Origin of the sequence: Shewanella spartinae (assembly GCF_019457555.1) — a bacterium.
In the GTDB taxonomy this organism is placed as follows: domain Bacteria; phylum Pseudomonadota; class Gammaproteobacteria; order Enterobacterales; family Shewanellaceae; genus Shewanella; species Shewanella loihica.
Map to the genome: position 1 here is coordinate 1,983,862 of NZ_CP080418.1, position 19,265 is coordinate 2,003,126.

Here is a 19,265-nt window from a genome sequence, read left to right on the forward strand (position 1 = left end):
GCTATTGTTAGTATGCCCGCAAGAGAAATTTGCCTATTTGCAAAACCTTAGCTATTTTAAGCTAAGTTGTGCAATTAGGAACAAGGCACGATGGGATATAACAACTACACCCACATCGCCAAACATAAGAGAGGAAATTATCGTGAGCAATAAAATTCTAAGTGCGTTATTTGGTGCTGGTTTGGCGGCGCTAGCCTTGTCTCCAGCGGCAATGGCTGAGCCTCAAGAACTTGCAGAGATGCATGCTGAGATGGAAGGCTGTGAAGCGTGTCACGCCAATGGTGAACCATCTGCCGATGGTGCTCACGAATTTGAGCAGTGCCAAAGCTGTCACGGTACGCTAGCCGAGATGGACGCAGTGCATAAGCCACACGACGGTAATCTGATGTGCGCCGACTGTCACGCGCCGCACGATTCAAACGTGGGCGATCGCCCAGCCTGTGATAGCTGCCACGACGATGGCCGCACCGCAGACTCTGTATTGAAGAAATAAGATTTTCATTACAGGATAATCGACAAACACCGGCAAGTTGCCGGTGTTTTTGTATCTGTCATCGGCAACTTTATCTCTGTTCTATTACTCGTGACTGGAATATTAGCCAGATCTGCGCACTCAACTCTCCGTTTATCATTAATCAATTCCATTAATCAATTCCATTAGCCCATACCAACGGTGCACAGTTTCTACCAAAAGGCGGGTATAAGGCTGATAAGCCTTTATTAGCCTGTGGGCTTTATCGCCGAACTCATCTCTAAATCCAATTTTTTGAGATTTTCCATTAGTAGAAAAGTATTAGTCTTGTGTCCTGAATAGATACTTTGTCTAGCGGGACTTAATACTCTTTGTGGACGTAAGTCCTTCGTCTTAGATAGATAATCTTGGCCATAAAAACAGATAGGTGCGCCACGGATGGAAACAAATTTGATGCAAGTAGTCTTTAAGGCCGGGCATTTTGCCTGGCGTCAGGCAATCAGCCGATTGTTCTTGTTAGCGATGCTTTTTGCTGGCTTGCCTGTGTGGGCAGATGATCTCAGTAGTCTTGATGAGTTGGCCCAGGGGGATAATGCTAGCATCATGCAGCTTGGGGATGCGCTGCAGGCCGACATCACCCAGAGCGGCGAGGCGAACCGCGCCTTGTTTACCCAATTTGGGGTGGCCAACAGCGCCGAGTTGCAGCAGCAGGGGATCGGCAATCAGGCGTATCTGCTGCAGCAAGGGGAGGCGATAGAGGCCAGCCTGTTGCAGGTGGGAGTCAGCAACAGTCTGATCGCCAGTCAACTTGGGGCAAACCTGTCTCTGGTAGCGGAGCAGCGGGGCAGTGATAACCAGGCCTATGTGCAACAGAGCGGTTATGACAATGAGGTCAGCATCTATCAAAACGGTTCGGGTCATGGGGTGATTGTAACCCAGTGGGGGAATGCACAGCGGGCAAGCGTGACTCAGGGTTATCGTTAGGGAAGGTGCGAACAAGTCGTCGCAAAGCCCGACAGAGCGAGGCTTACAGCGGTATTTGCTGCGTTACACTGCTTGCGAAGGACTAGGGCCACTCGCTGCAAACTGTGCCTTGCATCTATCCACTTTAAGCACACGCAGAGCAAGCACGGGACTTATTCGCACCTTCCTTAGCAGTAAGGCGGTGAAAGATAAGGTGAAGGGATCTCACCTCAAACAGATATTCTGGTAGGGCTTGATAAAATTGGCGCAATTAAGATGTTATTTTTAATTCTATAGTTGTTATTATATGTGTCGGTTTAATGGAATACGCTTATAACTAGCGACATGGAGTGAGCAGGATGTTCAAAGTGATAAATTGGGTAGTGGTATCGCGATCGCAACTGTTGATTGATCTGTTGGAGACGCGTTGGCCCCAGGAGTTTCTGGTTAAACTGGCTAAGGTCACCCCCGAGAGTGTTGAAGTGACTATGAGTGAAGGGAATTACTCTTTGGTCGTTATCGATCTCGCCACCATAGATGTGCAGCGTGCCTACCAGGTACAAAAGCAGATCGAGAAGCGCCACAGCGCCCGCGTGGTATTCTTGCACTATCCGAAACAGATAGATGCAAGATTCTTAATTTCCCCCATTACCGCCGCCGTCTTTTATGGCGATGCTTCCCTTGAGCATATAGGCAAGGCCTTAGCCAATGTGCTACGCGGCCAGACGGTGATCCCACATGCTTTGTTGTCGGCTTCTGCGGATCAGGAGCAGCTCGACGGAGCCGATAACCTGACGATTCGTGAGCGAGAGGTGCTGCAGGCATTACTCTCGGGTAGCACCAACGTGGATATTGCCAATCAGTTGTTTGTCAGCGAGAGCACCATCAAGACGCATCTCTATCGTGTGTTTAGAAAGATTGGTGTCTCAAGTCGTGGACAGGCTATTGCCTGGGCACAGACTCATCTGCATGAGGTTCAGCAGTGAAATACCTGGGCCGCTTGCTCCTGTTAGCGGCCTTCTCGGCTCCTGTTTATTGTCAGGGGCCCGATGTCGATGAAGGCAGCAAGCTGGCGGCGCAGAGCACGAGTGACGCACCGCCCAGGCTGGAGTCTGATCTCATCGATGGACTGATCCTCAACCGCGCGATGACCCGCGTCGGACACAGATTTTATCGTGAATTTGTCGCCGCCTATCGAGATATCGGCGGCATGACGGAGCACGGTGGACTGAGTATTGTCGAGCTAGCTACTGCGCGAAGTGGTAGCAAGATCAGCGTGTTACACAATCGCAAACCTATCTTTGTGACTGTGGTGTCACCGGCGAGCCGGCAGTTGGATAAGCTGGCGGAGCAGGTGGCCAGGCGCGTCGACAGTATATTGAAGCAAAACAAGAAACAGGCTAGCTGGGCTCAGTGGTTGGATCCCGATTTAGCGCCTGATGAATTCTAATAGGGACATTTTCAATGAATCAAGCTAAGTCTTTTCGACCGATAGCCCTGCTATTGGCGGCTACGTTCAGCCTGAGCTCTCAGGCGACGCAGCTTATCTATACCCCAGTAAACCCCAATTTTGGTGGCAGTTATCTCAATGGCTCCTACCTGCTGGCGAATGCCTCGGCGCAGAACGATCATAAGGGCGGCTCAGGTTATACGCCCCCCAGTGCCCTCGAGCGCATGGCAAGTTCCCTTGAGTCTCGTCTGATGAGCCAACTCTTTAACGATGCGGCCAATGGCGGTGAGGGCTATCTCAAGACCACGGACTTCGAGATCCAAGTGGTCAACGAAGATGGCATGCTACTGGTGCATATTACCGACCTGTTAACCGGCGAAACCACGGTGATCGAAGTTGGTGGGTTGAGCGACAGTTCGAGTGTGGGTGGCTAACGATGAAACCTTTGTTGATGGCCGCTGGCCTGTTATTTCTCTCGGCCTGTTCTAGCACCAGTGAACTTGAACAGGTGCAAGCCTCTTCGAGTCTGATGCCCAAGGGCGAGAGTTACTATGATCTCATCAACCTGCCAGCGCCCCAAGGGGTGATGCTGGCCGCCGTGTATGATTTTCGCGATCAGACAGGTCAATATAAGCCAATTCCGTCGAGTAACTTTTCTACCGCCGTGCCCCAGAGTGGCACCGCTTTTCTCGCCCAGGCGTTGAATGATTCCAGCTGGTTTATTCCCGTCGAGCGTGAGGGGCTACAGAATCTACTTACCGAACGCAAGATTGTCAGGGCCGGGCTTAACGGCGATGCCAACAAGCTGCCTCAGCTGAATTCGGCGCAGATCCTGATGGAAGGTGGCATAGTCGCCTATGATACCAATGTTAGAACCGGTGGCGCCGGTGCCCGCTACCTAGGCATTGGGGCGGCAACTCAGTTTCGTGTCGATACAGTGACAGTCAACCTGAGGGCGGTGGATATTCGCACCGGACGCTTATTGAGTAGCGTGACCACTACTAAGTCTATCTTGTCCAAAGAGATCACCGCTGGGGTGTTTAAGTTTATCGATGCCCAGGAGCTGCTTGAATCCGAACTTGGCTATACCTCAAACGAGCCTGTGAGTCTGTGTGTAGCATCTGCCATCGAAAGTGCGGTGGTGCATATGATTGCCGATGGGATCTGGAAAGGTGCTTGGAATTTAGCCGATCAGCCCAGTGGTCTGCGCAGTCCAGTGTTACAAAAATATTGGTTAGAAGCCCATTCCGAGGCCAGGGTGCGAGCAAAAATCAATCAAAGCTAAGGCTGTTTTTGCTTTGTGTCATACTTTGCTATGCATGTATGCATAGCGCTTAGCACTTTTGTATGATCTCGGTGGGTTCAAATTTAACATCTATGTTACTTAAGGTTAACCTTGGTTAACCTTTTATTTTTTATAGGTTTTTAATTGAGTTTGGTTTCGTGTCGCAGCCCAATAGGGTAGAATTCGTCAAGTTTTTGACTTGCTGAATAGGTACGATGAAGAAGTTAGCATTGTTAGTAGTGTTAGCGCCACTTTATGCACATGGAATGGCGCCTTTCGGGCTTGATTGGGGTGAAGATGTCAGCCAGTATGGCGAGGTCAAACGCCAGGGAGATGAACTTAGGGTAGAAACCCATGTATTACCTAAGTCTTTATCTTTAGCCAAGGATTATGTGCTTTTTGCCGATAGGCAACATGGGCTACTAAAAGTCATCATGACAAGCAGAAATTATGGACTGTATGATGATGACTATAAAGAAGATTTCAATTTTATTAAGCAATCGCTGATCGATTCGGGTTATCAGACCACAGAGTTCATTGGCAGTGAGATGAGCTCTTATAAATGTGTGTTGCAGGGTAGCTGCTACGGCAAGCGCTGGTATGGCTTTACCGACGATGGCACCAATGTGGCGCTAGAGCAGGTGGCCAAGACCCGCCAAGATGCCTATCTCAAGCTGACATTCAAGGCGCCCAAGCTACTGCAGATCGAAGCCGAGCGCGAGGATCTCAAGCAGCTCAAACAGCAAGATAAGATGAACAGCGATAGATTAGCATTCGATTAAATAGTCGCTAACATCGATGTGGTGAGCGCCCGTGTTCAGTGCCGTGCCGCTAATTACGCTGCCTACTCTCATTGCGCCCACTTTTCATAGTGCCCACTTGTCATAGGGCCCACTTGGTTATTCAGGTGGGCTCTTTCATTCTCCGAGCTAAAAAATCATCACTCGTTGTTTGAGTTAACTCCTTTATTTATATGATGGATCACAAACAGCTTATTTGTGAGTATACTGACAGGATTAACGTCATATCGAGGATAGTGCAATGGCCGAAGAGACCATTTTCAGTAAAATAATTAGACGCGAAATTCCCGCCGACATCCTGTACCAAGATGAACTGGTCACCGCCTTTCGAGACATTCAGCCTAAGGCGCCAACCCATATTCTGATCATCCCCAATCACCTGATCCCGACGGTTAACGATGTCAAGGCATCGGACGAGAAGGCCTTGGGCCGCATGATGACGGTAGCGGCCAAGCTGGCCGATGAAGCAGGCATCGCAGAGGATGGGTATCGTCTCATCATGAACTGCAATAAGCATGGTGGTCAGGAAGTCTTCCATATCCATATGCACCTGTTAGGCGGTGATTTCCTGGGGCCGCTAGTGTCGCGTTAATCCCAGACGATTCTTGGACTGTGTAGAGTAATGAAGACAAACCCTGATTTTTTCCCGCTGACAGACTTGGCGACCCGCTTCGTCGGTCAGCTAGTGCAGTGTCGCCGACTTGGGCTCAGTGTGCTCGAAGCCAGCGAGCAGCATGTGCTGATCGAGCTGCCCTATAGCAGTGAGCTTATCGGTTACCCAGACACAGGCGTGATACATGGCGGGGTGATCACCACCCTGATGGACACCGCCTGCGGCACTGCCGTGGTCTGCAATATCTTCGATAAGTACAAGTCGCTGGAGTTGTCGCCGACGCTGGATCTGCGGGTCGACTACATGAAACCTGCCGAGCCCAACAAGAGCGTCTATGGGTTCGCCGAGTGTTACAAGCTCTCCTCGAGCGTGGCCTTTACCCGCGCCATCGCCTATCAGGATTCTATCGACGATCCTATCGCCCATGCGGTGGGCTCTTTCATGCGTATCAGCCCCGAGATGGTGGGTGACGCCTTCAGACAGGCCTTGATGGGAGAGGGGAAATGATCATGGTCACGCCAGAAGCCAATCAGGCATTAAACGTTAAAGATATCGTCAAGAAGGCCACGGAGCTTAACGATTTTGGTCACCTGCTGGCGCATGTTCCTTATGCTAAGTTTATCGGCATGCAGGTGGCGCGCTTCGGCGACGAGCTGGTGTTTCAGCTACCGAAGAAAGATGAGAATATCGGTAACCCAACCCTGCCGGCCATTCATGGCGGGGTGATCGCCGGGTTCATGGAAATGTCGGCGATCGTGCAGCTGATGGTTTTTATGCAGACCACCAAAGTGCCAAAAATTGTCGATTTCTCAATTGATTACCTGAGGGCGGGCCACCATAGAGATAGCTTCGCCGAGTGTAAGATCACCCGTCAGGGACGCCGCGTGGCGAACGTAAACATCAACTGCTGGCAAACCAACCGTAAGGCCTTGATTGCCACCGCCCGCGCTCATTTTCTGATTGAATAGACATTAAGGTGTAAGCGTAAGGAGAATAGTGATGAACAAAGGATTAGTGTTAGGCTGCTTGTTGCTGGGACTGAGCGCCTGTGCGCCCCATACCGGCGGCATCATGACCAGCTCCACCGGTGAGGTGCGGGTCGATAACGGCTCCTTCCACTCAGATGTGGATGTCAGCGCGGTGACCACCCAAGCCGAGGCGGGTTTCCTGCGGGCGCGCGGCACCATCATCAGTAAGTCACCAAAGGATCAGCGCCTGCAATATAAGTTCACCTGGTATGATGTCAATGGCGCGACGGTAGAGGATGAGGGGGTGAGTTGGAAGTCCCTTAAGCTTCACGGCAAACAGCAGATGCAGGTGACGGCGCTGTCCCCAAATGCCACCGCGGTGCGTTGTGAACTCTATGTGCGCGAGGCCATCTCCAATTAAAAATCGCATTCAGGAATGAGTCGAGCGAATGATTTGATGAAAACGTCAGCAATGCTGGCGTTTTTTTATGGATCACGCGCAAATATTGCGTTAAATATGTCAACTCTTTGTATGAGTCATGTATAATCGGCCTCGCCAAGGGGTGTTAACGCCAAGCCATAGCTTAGCGATTGACTGAGATGTCCGCGGGACAAACCCTTAGAACCTGATCCGGCTAATACCGGCGTAGGAATGGGCCACATCACTAGATTTAATACAATCTGTCTGTGCATTCTTTCTCGCTTTCTTAAGTGCCGGATCTCAATATTGATTTGAGGTCCTATGTTTACATTAAAATCTTATTCACCCATCGCCCTTGCCGTTGCGGCGGCGTTAACTCATACCAGCCTGATGGCGAGCGATACGCCGCCAGCCAACGACGAGATGGAAGTGATAGTCGTCACCTCCGATTTTCGCCAGTCTAGCCTGGACAAGATGCCCTCTAGCATCAGCGTCATAGATCAACAGCAGATCGAGGACGAGGGCGCCCAGCACTTTGAAGACGTACTCAACGGCATTGCCAATTTTAACTGGTCTGGCGGTAGCTCGCGGGCCAAATATTTCCAGATCCGCGGTGTGGGCGAGCAGGAGGAGTATCAGGGCGCACCTAACTCTTCGGTTGGCTACATCATAGACGACATCGACATGTCGGGCCTTGGGATGATCTCCAGCATGTATGATCTGCAGCAGGTCGAGGTGCTTCGCGGGCCACAGGGCACGCGCTATGGCGCCAACGCCTTAGCCGGTCTTATCTATCTTAAGAGTAACGATCCTACCTCGGTATTCGAGCATGGCGCCGAGCTGCAACTGGGTGACGATAACCTGCGCACCTATAGCGGCTTCAGCTCAGGTCCATTGAGTGATTCGGGCAAGCTCTTGTACCGCGTATCGCTGCAGCAACATGAGCAGAACGGCTATCGCGACAACCTTTACCTGGGCCGCGACGACACTAACGGCAGAGATGAATTTACCGGTCGCATTAAGCTGCGCTGGTATGCCACTGACGATTTGGTGGCCGATCTCAGCCTGATGCACGCCGACTTTAACAACGGCTACGATGCCTGGACATTGGACAACAACGGTTTCGATACCCTCACAGATGAGCCGGGTGTCGACAAGCAGCGCACCACGGGTGGCTCGCTTAAGTTGACTTACTCAGGCGCCGACAGCTTCGAGCTGGTCTCACTAAGCTCAATGGCTCAGAGTGATACTCACCACGGCTACGACGGCGACTGGGCCAACCCAGAGTTTTGGGCGGCCCGCAGCTGCGAAGGTGAACCTTGTCAGTACGACTACACCTGGAACAAGCTGGGTGACAGAACCACGCTGTCTCAGGAGTTTCGTCTGAGCTCTACCGAGGCGGGGCGTATCTTCGATGGCAGCACCGACTGGTTGGTGGGCGTCTATGGTCTGAGACTCACCGAAGACAACGACACGCTCGAAGTCTATAACGGCTGGGAAGATAGACTCCTGGCCGAATATGAAGCGACTAACTTGGCAGTTTTTGCCCAGTTAGACAGCGACTTAGGCAATGGTTATGCGTTGTCAGTGGGTGCCCGTTTGGAGCGCCGTGAGAGCGACTACAGCGACTCGGATAAAGATGCCTTCGAGCCCTCAGAGAACATGTGGGGCGGTCATATTGCCCTGAGCAAGACACTCAGTCCAGGTCAACAGGCTTATGCCCGTATCGCCCGTGGCTATAAGGCGGGTGGCTTTAACATGTCGCTGCCGGCTTCACTGAGCGATAAGAAGGAGTTCCAGGCAGAGACTCTGTACAACTATGAGCTGGGCCTCAAGTCGGAGTGGCTAGGTGGCGACGCGACCACACACTTCTCGCTGTTTTACATGGACAGACGCGATCAGCAGGTCTCTGCCTCACAGCAAAACCCTGACGAGCCACAGAAGTTCATCCTCTACGTCGAAAATGCCGGTAGCTCTCACAACTATGGCGCCGAGCTGGAAGCCAACTGGTATGCCACTGATAATATTAAGTTATACGGCACACTGGGCTGGCTAGAGACCGCCTACGGCGATTACGCCTACCAGGATAAGTACGGTGGATTGGTGGATCTCACTGGCCGCGAGCTGGCGCACTCGCCTAATCTTACCTATAGCGCCGGGGCGACCTATCGTAGCGATCTGGGCTGGTTTGCCAACCTAACTACGAGCGGTAAGAGCGAGTTCTACTACTCAGACAGTAACGACTCTAAGTCAGAGCCCTATACTATCTTCAATGCCCGTGTCGGCTACGAGACAGAGACCTGGTCGGCTTATCTCTGGGGACGCAATCTGTTTGATGAGAAGTATGGCGTGCGCGGCTTCTATTTCGGTAACGAGCCGGATAACGGCTGGGCCGATAAGCAATATATCCGCTACGGCGATCCTCGCCAGCTAGGGGTTACGCTTAACGTCAAGTTTATGTAATTGGTTTTTTGCTGGTGCTAATTGTTGTTGGGGCGGGCAGGGCTCGCCCCCTTAAGGAGTTAAGATGAAATTAACCGCTGAAATCAGCATGTATCCCCTGAAGGATAGCTATATCGATCCCATCAAGTGGTTCATCGGCCGGGTTGACACTTACGCCAATATCGAGCGCCGCACCAATGCCATGGCCACTCAGGTGTGCGGCGAATATGGCGAGGTGATGCAGATGTTGGCCACCGAGATGGAAGCCGCTCACGAGAAGTGGGGCAAGGCGGTCTTCGTGGTCAAGTTTATCGGTGGCGAGCTGGACCTGTCCCATCAGGAATAGGGCCTTAAGGCGCAATTATACCAATCACGGTAAGTAAGTGATCAGAAATAGCGTAGGAAAAACGGTCGAGAACAAGGCATAATTTTTCGATAAGTAGTTATTCTACAATCGAAAATAATAACGCCGTTATCGGGCGTTTTAACAAGCTAGCATGACCAGTTATTTACTACGATTGGTATTAATATACGGGGAGCGACACACATCCTATGATAGATTTCTGGTCCGCATTGGTTAGCACCTTGACCCAGACCTTCGAGCAGGCCAATGCCATGACGGCGTGGGAGGCGGTAGCCGTGGTCTTGGCTTTGGCCTATTTGGCGCTGGCGATGCGCGGCAACATTTGGTGCTGGGCGGCGGCCTTTGTCAGCACCGCCATCTACACCTTGCTGTTTTGGGAGGTCTCCCTGCTGATGGAGTCGCTGCTCAACGTCTACTACATGGCGATGGCTGGCTACGGTTTCTGGCTGTGGCGCTATGGCGGCGGTGAAGATCACGGGGTCGAGGTGGTCAGCTGGTCGCTTGGACGGCATCTCTACTTGATCGTCGCGACAACCGTGGTTTCTCTAGTGGTCGGCCATTTGATGGCGACCCACACTCAGGCCTCTTACCCCTATCTGGACGCGGCAACCAGCTGCTTTGCGGTGATGACCACCTATCTGGTGGCGCGCAAGGTACTGGAGAACTGGCTCTACTGGGTGGTTATCGATTTTGTGTCCATCTACCTCTATCTCAACAAGGGACTGATGCTCACCTCTATGCTGTTCATCTTGTATGTAGGCATGGCGATAGGGGGCTATTTCCTATGGCGCACCAGCATGCAGCAGCCAAGTCAGGGTGACTACTCCTATGACTAGGGCGAGTCTTGCGGTACCGTTCGTCGAGGCTGAGATCTGATGTCGGCTGACGGCAGTGCTGACGCGAATAGCACCTTGCTAGCGCGCCTGATAGCCAGCCTTCCCGAGGCGGTTAAGGTGCAGCTCTCTGAGCTTGGCTGTCCACTGGATGAGCGCACACAGATACAGGTGCTCTCGCGGGGACTGAGCAACCAAAACTATCATCTAAGCCGCGATAACCAGCAGCTGGTGTTGCGGGTCAACAGTCAGGCCAGCAGCCAGATCAGCGCCCGCGACCATGAGGTGGCCAACTGGCGCCTGGCAGAAGAGCAAGGCCTCGCGCCAGCGCTCTTGTATGTGGCGCAGGGCAATAGCGTCTATCTCAGCCATTTCATCGACACAGGCGAAGATTGGAGCCGTTTGATGACGGCCAATCCCGCCCATCCCCTGCAGGAAGAGTGCGTCACCCGGCCAGATGCCGAGGGGTTGCTGCTCGAGCTGCTCAAGGGGCTAGCTCAATTGCCGCTGCCGGAGAATCCTATCTCGGTAACAGAGCAGTGGCAGCGCTACATTGGCCAGCTAGAGATGATTGCCGAAAGCCTTGATGCGGCGAGCCTAGATAAAGCCAGTCTTGATGCGGCAGGCAGCAGTGATCTGCCCATATCCTATCAAGTGCCTTGGAAGATGCGATGGCAAGCGCTTAAGGCGCACCAGGGGCGGGTCGATGCCGTGCTCGAGCAGCTTAATGCCTGTGAGTTAGCGCCACAGTATAGCCATAGGGATCTCAACCCCCACAACCTTCTGATGAGCCAGGGGAAGCTCTGGTGTATCGATTATGAATACGCCTGTAGCTCCCACCCCTTGGTGGATCTTGCCAGTGTGCTGGCAACCCACAGACTCTCTAGTGAGCAGCGCCACCGGCTGCTCCTCGGCTACCTGAATGGCCATCCCAAGCTCAACGACAAGGCGCTCGCGGCCATTCCCAGTGCCTTGGCGCTTTACTGGTACTTCGCCGCCTGCTGGGCACTGTTGATGGCGAGCCAGGGCGAGGGCCTATTGAAGCAGACTGTGCAGCAGTCACTGGAGAAGACAGTGCCGCAGAAGCTGAGCGAGTCAGATGCCAGCCTGCCACACAGCGTGAGCGACTACCTGCAATGCTTCGATGACTTCATGGTGCTGGTGGGTTAACGAGCCGTTTTTCGTCCGACTCTGTTTCCGACTTGGTAAATCCGATTCTGTAATTCTGACTCTGTTGATCCGTCAGGGCTAACGTAAGGGTTCTTATTGCGCTTATTTCTCCTCGTTTATTTCAATTCGCCTGTCTCATATTGCCTGTTTCACTTTGCTTGTTTCATCTCGCAAAGGCCATAGCTTTTTTTACCTTTGTTTATTCTTGCTGAAATTTAAATGATTAGCTAAGGGTCTATTAGGTAATGACAAAATAATGAGAGAGTGAGGTTATGCAGAAACTGTACGCTAAATTTACCCAGGGGATCGCCCAGCTCGACGGCGTCGCCGCTTTAGCACTTAGGCTTTATCTGGCGCCCGTGCTGATGCAGGCGGGTTACAACAAGCTGTCGCACTTTAGCGACACGGCGGCCTGGTTTGGTAACGCCGAGTGGGGCCTGGGTCTGCCCATGCCTGAGGTGATGGTGGCCCTGGCGGTCGGCAGCGAGTTTGTCGGTGGCTTCTTGCTGATCTTGGGCTTGGCCACCCGGTTGATCTCCATCCCCTTGATGGTCACCATGGCGGTGGCAGCCTTTAGCGTGCACTGGAAAAACGGCTGGTTGGCCATCGCCGATCCCAGCTCCTGGCTGGCCAATGAGAAGGTGATGGCCTCGGCGGAGAAGCTCGCGGCGGCCAAGTCTCTTTTGCAGGAACATGGTCACTATGAGTGGCTGACCTCCTCGGGTAACTTTGTGATCCTCAACAACGGCATCGAGTTTGCCGTTACCTATCTGTTTATGCTGTTTGCCTTGTTGATCATCGGCGGTGGACGTTACACCAGCCTGGATTATTGGATCGCCCGCAAGTATCAGCCCAAGGCTTAACCCGACACCATCGAGTGTAAATCCCACTGTTTCAGTGGGATTTTTTTTGCCAATTTGTTACCCTCGAGGTCGGTATTAATGACAGGATAATCTTTGTGGATGCGATCGAACTTCTGTTGACACGGCAGTCTTGCCCCAGACTAGTCGCCCCGGCGCCCGATGCTGCGCAGCTTACACAGATCTTAAACGCCGCGGTGCGAGTGCCGGACCATGCAGGTCTCACCCCGTGGGAATTTATCGTCGCGGAGGGCGATGGCCTAACGCGCTTGGCTGACCATTTTGTAGAGGCGATGGAAAAGGAGGGTGGCGATGAGGCAGCGGTCGCTAAGGCGGCCAACATGCCGATGCGCGCCCCCATGGTGGTCACGGTAGTGGCCAAGGTAACCGAGCATCCTAAGGTGCCGGTACTCGAGCAACATATCGCCGCTGGCTGTGCCTGTATGGCGATGCAGCAGGCCGCCTTTGCCCTGGGACTGGGTGGTATTTGGCGCACCGGCCCCTTGGCCTTTAATCGTCATCTGCATCGGGCCTTGGGTCTGGGCGAGCAAGATCAGATAGTGGGCTTCCTCTACCTGGGCACGCCAGCGGTGAAGGCGCCGTTAAAACCGCAGAAATCGGCCGACTCTGCGGTGCGTTACCTCTGATAAGGGTGATAGCAAACGAAATTGTGAAGCCAGGTACTATAGCTTCGACTTTGGTCGGGTTTACAGGGCAGTAAAAACTGGCAAAGTGAAGGGGAGCCTGCATCCTACCTATGCAAGGTTTTCACCCTAAGTGATTGTGTTGCCCGCTTGCTGCGGGCATTTTTTTGTCTGTAGGTAGGGGATAAGGTGCTCATCCTAAACGCCTTTACTACGCTCTTATCTATACCCCAACACCCACATTCAGATTCTCGAACCAGTCGAGGAACTGCTTTACCTGGGGACCGCGGAAGATCCGACCGTGCTGAGGGCAGAGGTATTGAATATCCAGCTTGCGTACCCGCTTTATCCAATCATTCTTGGCACGGTTTGATGGCATCCACCTCTGATGAAAGTAGGCCATCTTGGCGCAGTGTTGCTCGAAATCGTCTACATAAATATCGGCCTGGGGATCTTCCAGCGCCGCGCCAATATCGCCGCTCATCAAGACCTTAGTCACTGGGTCGTAAACATGAAAGTTACCCGAGGCATGCAGGTAGTGGGCGGGAATAAACTGCAGCTCAACTTGATCTAGGCTCACGCTGCCGCCGTTGTCGGCGATGGGCTCGTAGCTGATGTTATTCATGCCGAAGTGGCGGATAAATCCCTCCCATAGCCAGGGAGAGTAGAGCTTGGCCTTGGGCAGGGTCTGGTCCCACAGGCCGAGGGAGGAGATGATGTCCGGATCCTGGTGGGAGGCAAACAGATGGGTCAGCTGGCTGAGGGGGATATGCTTGACGATATTGGCCAGCATGGCCGCAAACAGCTCAATGCCGCCGGGATCCATCAACAGGGCATGATGGCTGCTTACCACCATGTATTGGTTGGTGTCGATGATCTTATCAGGTTTTTCGGGGTCGCGACCGAAGTAGAGCCATTTGTGGGTAGGGGTTTCGATGATCAGCTCACTCTTCATGGTGCGACTCCTTGTCGTTAGCTTTTCGGTAAAAGGGGGATCAGGGGGCTGTGTTGCCAAACAGGGTAATGGCATGGTCGACCCGGCGGCGGATCAACTGGGCCACATCATCCACCCGGTTGGCCACGTCGTTAAATATGGTCTGGTTGGCGGTATCGACCCGGCAGGCCTCGATGCGGCAGATGGAGGCCAGTATGTTGGCGGTGCGCAGGTTGCGTTTCAGCTCAAACAGCTGGTTTTCCATCTTGTCGATCAGGCGATCAAACTCCTGTTGTAACTTGCTGTGGTGGGCCTGAGTCGCGGCGACGGCCGGGTTGATGGTGTCGCCATAGGGCGCGCCATTGGCCTTGAGCTTTGCCTGCTGAAAATGATTCAGCGCAACCGCCGCCCGGGCTGTCTCTGTGGCGAGACGACTGGCCTGGTGGGCCAGTTGATTGATGTCGGTGGCCGCCTTCATAGTGTAGGAGGCCAAATCGTCGATGAAGCCGGTTAGCGCCTTAAAGCCGAGCGCCGCATTGCCCACCCGCGCCGAGGCTGCCTGGGCGTTGCTGGCGGTAAGATTTATCTGTTTGCAGTAGCTAAGTGTCTGATTGAGCTCGGCGGCGACCACTGCCGCAATGACATGATATTGACTGATTTTCGGCGCGTGTTGTGTCATTAGAACCACTTCCTATGTAGAACCAATCACAGTATAGTCGAGATCACCCAATGCGAAAGTAACCTAGGAGAATGAATTGCTTACCCTAGAAACAGAGCGTCTCGTCTTACGTGAAATGACAGTAAAAGACGCCCCCTTTATGCTGACCCTGCTCAACAGTCAGGGCTTTCTAGACAACATAGGCGATCGCGGCGTGCGCACCCTGGCGCAGGCTGAAAACCATCTCATCGAGGGGCCGATCAACAGCTATCAGGAACATGGCTATGGCATGTACTGCATCGAACTCAGGCAAAGTGGCGAGCCAGTCGGTGTGGCCGGCCTGGTGAACCGGGAGCAACTACCCGGTATCGACCTTGGCTATGCCCTGTTGCCGGAATTTTTAGGTAAAGGCTATGCGGTAGAGGCCAGCCGTGCCGTGCTTGCCCATGCTAAGGCGCTCAGGCTAAGCAGCCTGCTGGCGATAGTGAAAGAACGCAATGGCCCCTCGCGGGCGCTGCTTGAGAAGCTCGGCTTCGAATGTCAGGAGCTTATCGCCTGGGGCGAGGGCGACGAAGTATTACTTTACAAGATAACACTTTAATTAAATTGGCTATTTTGTTAGCGTGTGTATTAGCAATCTCGTGATCTAGCCTGTAACCAAACTCAGAAACTATCTGGTCACAGTTTTGTAAAAAGCAGTCTTGTAAAAAGCAGCCTTGTAAAAAGCAGTCTTGTAAAAAGGTCATCGCGAGTAAACAGGGCTACAGGCTAGACAGGCAATTTCATCTACCGGTCATATGGCTTTGTTATAACAAACCCATTGGAGCATCAACATGAGTCAGGACGCATTGAGAGGCTGTTTAAGTGGTGAGCGTGTGGTGTTAGAGCCGCTGCAGGAGGAGCATATTCCTGCCTTGTCCATCGCGGTAAGCGACGGCGAGCTGTGGAACCTCTGGTACACCTCGGCGCCCCATCCCGATGAGATGAAGACCTATGTCGAGCAGGCCCTGGCCAGCGAGCAACGCGGCGAGGCCTTGGCCTTTGCCGTCAGAGACAGACACTCGGGGCAGATTGTCGGCTGTACCCGCCTGATGTCATGGGATCAGACCCACAGGCGCATCGAGATAGGCCATACCTGGTATGCCAAGAGCGCCCAACGCACCGGGGTCAACAGCGAGTGTAAGCTTCTGCTGCTCACCTACGCCTTCGAGACCTTAGATGTGATTGCGGTGGAATTTCGCACCCACTGGCACAATCAGCGCTCGCGCGAGGCGATCACCCGTCTGGGCGCCAAGCAAGATGGCGTGCTGCGCAACCACCGCATTTTGAAAGACGGCACCATAAGAGACACAGTGGTTTACTCCATCATCGCCTCAGAGTGGCCAAGCGTGAAGCAAAACCTCAAGTTTCGAATGCGTCAGTATCTAGAAAACCAATAAATTAACCAAAATATCAGGGAGGATAAATGTCGGGAGAATTACGCAGGGCAAGCTTGGAAGATGCGGCCGTTGTCGCGGGTCTGTTTAACGAATATCGTCAGTTCTATGGTCAGGCGAGCGATATCGACCTGGCCAACAAGTTTATCAATGCCAGACTGGCGCGCAAGGATGCGGTGATCTTCTTGATGTTAGATGCTCAGGGCAATGGCCTGGGCTTTTGTCAGCTCTATCCCAGTTTCAGCTCTATCCATGCCCGCGCCAACCTTATCCTGAGTGACCTCTATGTCACCCAGCATGCCCGCTGTGTCGGGGTAGGGCGGCGATTGATGACGACCGCCATCGATTATGCCAAGGCCAAGGGGATTGCCTCGATCTTTCTCGAAACCCATAAAGATAACCATCAGGCCCAGGCCCTGTATGAGTCGCTCGGCTTCCAGCTGGAGCAAGAATTTTTAGGCTATAACCTTGATATTCAGTGACATCTAAAGTAGAAATGGTTCAAACTCATTGCTCAAGGACAGTATTGATGCGCAAGACTCTCACACTTTCGCTATTCGCTCTCATGGCCAATAGCGCCGTTGCCGCCCCCTCAGAAGCCGAATTGGCATTTAACAAAGAGGTGCTGGAGTGCGCCGCCTATTATCAAATCGCCTCAGAGACCATTTCAGGCATGAATGCACCGCAGATGAAGCCTGTGGGCGAGAGGCTTAAGCAGTCTGGCGAAGATGCCGTAACGCTGGCGAAGAAGTATCAGGACGCCGATAAGGTAGAGCAGCAGCTAGCGGCAACCGTCGCCGAGCAGAAGGCCAGCCTGCCGAGTAACCACAACCTAGGTAGCTTGATGAACCGTTACAAGGGCCCTTGTCAGAAGCTGATGGCCAACCCGCAGGAGCGTCTGGACTACTGGATCATGGCGACCATGTAAGCGCCTCTGTTACAGACAAAATTTCAAGAAAAGAGTGCGCTGGCGCACTCTTTTTCGATCATGCATGAAACAGGGAATCGACTAGACTGGTCTAGATAAGGGTGATCTTTACTCGCCCGTTTTCATGGAGACTCGATGAACATCTATTTTCTCATCGCCGGCATCATCGCCATCTTGACCTGCGTCGGCCATTTTTCCCTGGGGAAAAAACGTTTCTTAACCCCTATGCTTGAGGCGGATTTCGACCCCATCGCCAAATCTGTCATGCACTGCGTGTTTCACTACATCTCGGTATTTCTGGTGCTCTCGGCGCTGGTGCTTCTTGCCTGTTCCTTCTCCATGGTCTCAAACATGCAAAGCTATGGCCTGCTGCTGTTTATCGCGCTGAACTTCGTGCTGTTTGCCATCTGGCAGATCTACATAGGATACTTTGCCGAGATAAAGGGCGCATTTCGCTCCCTGTTTCAGTGGATCTTCTTCGCCCTGGTGAGCGCCTTTACCCTGGCGGGAATTTTTCTGGGCTAATTCTTAGAGTGCTTCTGGGAGAGAGCTAAGGGTTTAGAGCTAAAGTTTAGATCTAAAGTTTAGAGCTAAGGTTTAAAACTTAGATATAGAACTAGGGTTTAGAACTGGGGTTTAGAACTGGGCGTGGCTGAAGTTATGAACTGGGCTTTAAATCTGGCTATGAATCTGGGAATCTGGGAATCTGGCTTTTAATCCAAAAGCAGACATCTCGGGGTGACTCTGGCATGCGCCGCGGGGTGAAAGTGTCGTCCCAAGATGTAATGGCAAGGTGCAAACTTAGCGCGTATTAGGCTGAGGTTGTTCACCGGTTTGTCGCTTTAAATTCTTAACTTGAGTTTATTCGCCCAGTGGCTCACTCGGCTCATAGCAAGAGTTGCTGGCCTGACAATCAGAAGCCTGGCTGCTGAGATAGTTAGCGTTCAGTGGCGGCTCATCATTTTTAAAGCTGGCCCATTCACTCTTGATGGTCGACAGCCAGCCACCTTCTTCCTCCGCACCCAAATAGTTGGATACGTCGACAAAGGTCAGCCAGAAGGCATAGGCCACGATGGAATAAATTGTAAAGCGGAACATGATTTTCACCCTAGTGTCACTAAATTAGAAACGCACTATACGCCGCTTTTTTTAGGAAATAAACTGTCAATGTTTTGCCGCTTTCTAGTGTATCGTTCGGTAGTGTAACCATTTGTATTACATGGTTTAAAATTTATTAAGCGCTTGCTTATGTATGTAAAAATGACGCTGTCATTTTATTAGCAAAGGATCTATTTTTTGACTCTGTGTGAGGGGAAAGTGAGGGAGTTGGCATCGTTTTTGATAGGCGGTTTGGGGGTTGAGGTGGGGCTTGAGTTGGGGTTTGTTGGTGATTAATTAGTGAGCGATTTCGGCGTTCATTTCGTTAATTGTTAGTCCGGTGTATGCCTGTATTCGTGTCTACACATTGGAGTTGGAGGCTGTATCTTCATGGTAATCAATCGCCTGGCCGACGGGTGCAGTACATGGAAGCACTAATGTACTGAACAGAGGGATGTGAACATAGGAATGCGAAAGAGCAGAAGTGTACATATGTTGCAATTTTGTTTTCATTGGCGGTGAATTCGTGGTATTCAGTTTGCCTGTGCGCCAAGGTTACGCGGTCATCCTTGATGAAATCCAAGGAAAACTCTGTATTTCGCACATTTATTTTCAATCAAATTATTGACTTACACTGGGGCTTTTTAGTTAGTCGCACAAAAGGAACTGGGATTGACTCATTTTTTGGCAAAAAAAGGCCATTTGTGGAAATGGTCAAATCAATCCTTCCTTGCCGATGCTGAATCGTTACAACGCCCAGGAAAAAGGAAGATCAAGGGGAAACCGAATGTCTTTATCACCAGCTTTTTTAAGCCGGATCCATCGTCTGTACACAGGGTTGACGAATTTCGCCCACTCATCGAAACCGGCGTTCATAGTGCTGGCCTGCTCAATGGGCGTACTGCAGGGATGTGACGGTAGTGAAA

The 19,265-nt window shown here is 52.2% G+C and carries 26 protein-coding genes and 1 riboswitch; of the genes, 23 read left to right on the top strand and 3 right to left on the bottom strand.

The features are described 5' to 3' along the window. Positions 1–142 precede the first annotated feature (142 nt). The 17 genes from cctA to K0I31_RS08980 all read left to right on the top strand — a co-directional run bounded on the left by cctA (position 143) and on the right by K0I31_RS08980 (position 13,288). Entirely contained in the window at positions 143–493 is a 351-nt protein-coding gene (cctA, locus tag K0I31_RS08900) for a tetraheme c-type cytochrome CctA (protein WP_011865523.1), read from the top strand. A gap of 432 nt (positions 494–925) precedes the next feature. Further along, positions 926–1,456, top strand: a complete 531-nt coding sequence (locus K0I31_RS08905; RefSeq protein ID WP_220080585.1) for a curlin — start codon at positions 926–928, stop codon at positions 1,454–1,456. Between the two features lie 338 nt (positions 1,457–1,794). After that, on the top strand, positions 1,795–2,421 hold the full coding sequence (locus tag K0I31_RS08910; protein ID WP_144198940.1) for a LuxR C-terminal-related transcriptional regulator: 627 nt from the start codon (positions 1,795–1,797) through the stop codon (positions 2,419–2,421). Continuing rightward, positions 2,418–2,885, top strand: coding sequence for a curli production assembly/transport protein CsgE (locus K0I31_RS08915; RefSeq protein ID WP_220058369.1), 468 nt, complete (start codon positions 2,418–2,420; stop codon positions 2,883–2,885). Before K0I31_RS08910 ends, K0I31_RS08915 begins: the two co-directional genes overlap by 4 nt. Positions 2,886–2,899: 14 nt before the next feature. Beyond that, positions 2,900–3,319 (top strand): curli assembly protein CsgF, encoded by a 420-nt coding sequence (locus K0I31_RS08920; protein ID WP_011865527.1) that lies wholly within the window; start codon positions 2,900–2,902, stop codon positions 3,317–3,319. Positions 3,320–3,321: 2 nt separating this feature from the next. Then, the gene (locus tag K0I31_RS08925; protein ID WP_220080586.1) at positions 3,322–4,170 is read left to right on the top strand and encodes a CsgG/HfaB family protein; all 849 of its coding nucleotides are present in this window, start codon (positions 3,322–3,324) and stop codon (positions 4,168–4,170) included. Between the two features lie 230 nt (positions 4,171–4,400). After that, positions 4,401–4,952 carry a hypothetical protein gene (locus tag K0I31_RS08930; protein WP_220080587.1) on the top strand — a complete coding sequence of 184 codons (552 nt, stop codon included), beginning with the start codon at positions 4,401–4,403 and terminating at the stop codon, positions 4,950–4,952. Positions 4,953–5,211: 259 nt separating this feature from the next. Continuing rightward, on the top strand, positions 5,212–5,562 hold the full coding sequence (gene hinT, locus K0I31_RS08935; protein WP_011865530.1) for a purine nucleoside phosphoramidase: 351 nt from the start codon (positions 5,212–5,214) through the stop codon (positions 5,560–5,562). 30 nt (positions 5,563–5,592) lie between these two features. Beyond that, entirely contained in the window at positions 5,593–6,090 is a 498-nt protein-coding gene (locus K0I31_RS08940; RefSeq protein WP_011865531.1) for a PaaI family thioesterase, read from the top strand. Then, positions 6,087–6,551, top strand: a complete 465-nt coding sequence (locus tag K0I31_RS08945; RefSeq protein WP_144198944.1) for a PaaI family thioesterase — start codon at positions 6,087–6,089, stop codon at positions 6,549–6,551. Before K0I31_RS08940 ends, K0I31_RS08945 begins: the two co-directional genes overlap by 4 nt. A 31-nt stretch (positions 6,552–6,582) precedes the next feature. Beyond that, complete coding sequence (locus K0I31_RS08950; RefSeq protein WP_220045002.1) at positions 6,583–6,972, top strand: YcfL family putative periplasmic lipoprotein; 390 nt, start codon at positions 6,583–6,585, stop codon at positions 6,970–6,972. Positions 6,973–7,100: 128 nt separating this feature from the next. Further along, a riboswitch (TPP riboswitch) is annotated at positions 7,101–7,221 on the top strand. Between the two features lie 72 nt (positions 7,222–7,293). Then, positions 7,294–9,435 (top strand): TonB-dependent receptor, encoded by a 2,142-nt coding sequence (locus K0I31_RS08955; protein ID WP_220080588.1) that lies wholly within the window; start codon positions 7,294–7,296, stop codon positions 9,433–9,435. A gap of 64 nt (positions 9,436–9,499) precedes the next feature. After that, positions 9,500–9,760: a YkoF family thiamine/hydroxymethylpyrimidine-binding protein gene (locus tag K0I31_RS08960; RefSeq protein ID WP_144198950.1), complete on the top strand. Its 261-nt coding sequence runs from the start codon at positions 9,500–9,502 to the stop codon at positions 9,758–9,760. A 206-nt stretch (positions 9,761–9,966) separates the two neighbouring features. Then, complete coding sequence (gene pnuC / locus K0I31_RS08965; protein WP_220080589.1) at positions 9,967–10,614, top strand: nicotinamide riboside transporter PnuC; 648 nt, start codon at positions 9,967–9,969, stop codon at positions 10,612–10,614. Between the two features lie 39 nt (positions 10,615–10,653). Further along, a complete protein-coding gene (locus K0I31_RS08970; protein ID WP_220080590.1) occupies positions 10,654–11,781 on the top strand; it encodes a phosphotransferase in 1,128 nt (375 codons plus the stop codon). 272 nt (positions 11,782–12,053) lie between these two features. Continuing rightward, complete coding sequence (locus K0I31_RS08975) at positions 12,054–12,644, top strand: HvfX family Cu-binding RiPP maturation protein (RefSeq protein ID WP_220080591.1); 591 nt, start codon at positions 12,054–12,056, stop codon at positions 12,642–12,644. A gap of 95 nt (positions 12,645–12,739) precedes the next feature. Next, on the top strand, positions 12,740–13,288 hold the full coding sequence (locus K0I31_RS08980) for an NAD(P)H nitroreductase (protein WP_011865539.1): 549 nt from the start codon (positions 12,740–12,742) through the stop codon (positions 13,286–13,288). 220 nt (positions 13,289–13,508) lie between these two features. On the opposite strand, the gene K0I31_RS08985 is transcribed toward K0I31_RS08980, so the two are convergent. Both K0I31_RS08985 and K0I31_RS08990 read right to left on the bottom strand, forming a co-directional pair. Next, entirely contained in the window at positions 13,509–14,240 is a 732-nt protein-coding gene (locus K0I31_RS08985; RefSeq protein WP_011865540.1) for an oxygen-binding di-iron domain-containing protein, read from the bottom strand. 40 nt (positions 14,241–14,280) lie between these two features. After that, on the bottom strand, positions 14,281–14,898 hold the full coding sequence (locus K0I31_RS08990) for a hypothetical protein (protein WP_011865541.1): 618 nt from the start codon (positions 14,896–14,898) through the stop codon (positions 14,281–14,283). 76 nt (positions 14,899–14,974) lie between these two features. Between K0I31_RS08990 and K0I31_RS08995 the strand changes: the two genes are divergently transcribed. The 5 genes from K0I31_RS08995 (at position 14,975) to K0I31_RS09015 (ending at position 17,766) form a co-directional block, all read left to right on the top strand. Continuing rightward, the gene (locus K0I31_RS08995) at positions 14,975–15,478 is read left to right on the top strand and encodes a GNAT family N-acetyltransferase (RefSeq protein WP_220058358.1); all 504 of its coding nucleotides are present in this window, start codon (positions 14,975–14,977) and stop codon (positions 15,476–15,478) included. Between the two features lie 232 nt (positions 15,479–15,710). Next, positions 15,711–16,316 carry a GNAT family N-acetyltransferase gene (locus K0I31_RS09000; protein WP_144198964.1) on the top strand — a complete coding sequence of 202 codons (606 nt, stop codon included), beginning with the start codon at positions 15,711–15,713 and terminating at the stop codon, positions 16,314–16,316. Between the two features lie 26 nt (positions 16,317–16,342). Then, a complete protein-coding gene (locus K0I31_RS09005) occupies positions 16,343–16,795 on the top strand; it encodes a GNAT family N-acetyltransferase (RefSeq protein WP_011865544.1) in 453 nt (150 codons plus the stop codon). Between the two features lie 47 nt (positions 16,796–16,842). After that, positions 16,843–17,241: a hypothetical protein gene (locus tag K0I31_RS09010; protein ID WP_011865545.1), complete on the top strand. Its 399-nt coding sequence runs from the start codon at positions 16,843–16,845 to the stop codon at positions 17,239–17,241. Between the two features lie 135 nt (positions 17,242–17,376). Then, the gene (locus K0I31_RS09015) at positions 17,377–17,766 is read left to right on the top strand and encodes a hypothetical protein (protein ID WP_220080592.1); all 390 of its coding nucleotides are present in this window, start codon (positions 17,377–17,379) and stop codon (positions 17,764–17,766) included. Positions 17,767–18,102: 336 nt separating this feature from the next. Here K0I31_RS09015 and K0I31_RS09020 read toward each other — a convergent pair whose 3' ends face one another. Further along, positions 18,103–18,339: a hypothetical protein gene (locus tag K0I31_RS09020; protein ID WP_220080593.1), complete on the bottom strand. Its 237-nt coding sequence runs from the start codon at positions 18,337–18,339 to the stop codon at positions 18,103–18,105. A 672-nt stretch (positions 18,340–19,011) separates the two neighbouring features. Between K0I31_RS09020 and K0I31_RS09025 the strand changes: the two genes are divergently transcribed. Beyond that, complete coding sequence (locus K0I31_RS09025; RefSeq protein WP_220080594.1) at positions 19,012–19,254, top strand: hypothetical protein; 243 nt, start codon at positions 19,012–19,014, stop codon at positions 19,252–19,254. The last annotated feature ends 11 nt before the right edge of the window (positions 19,255–19,265 follow it).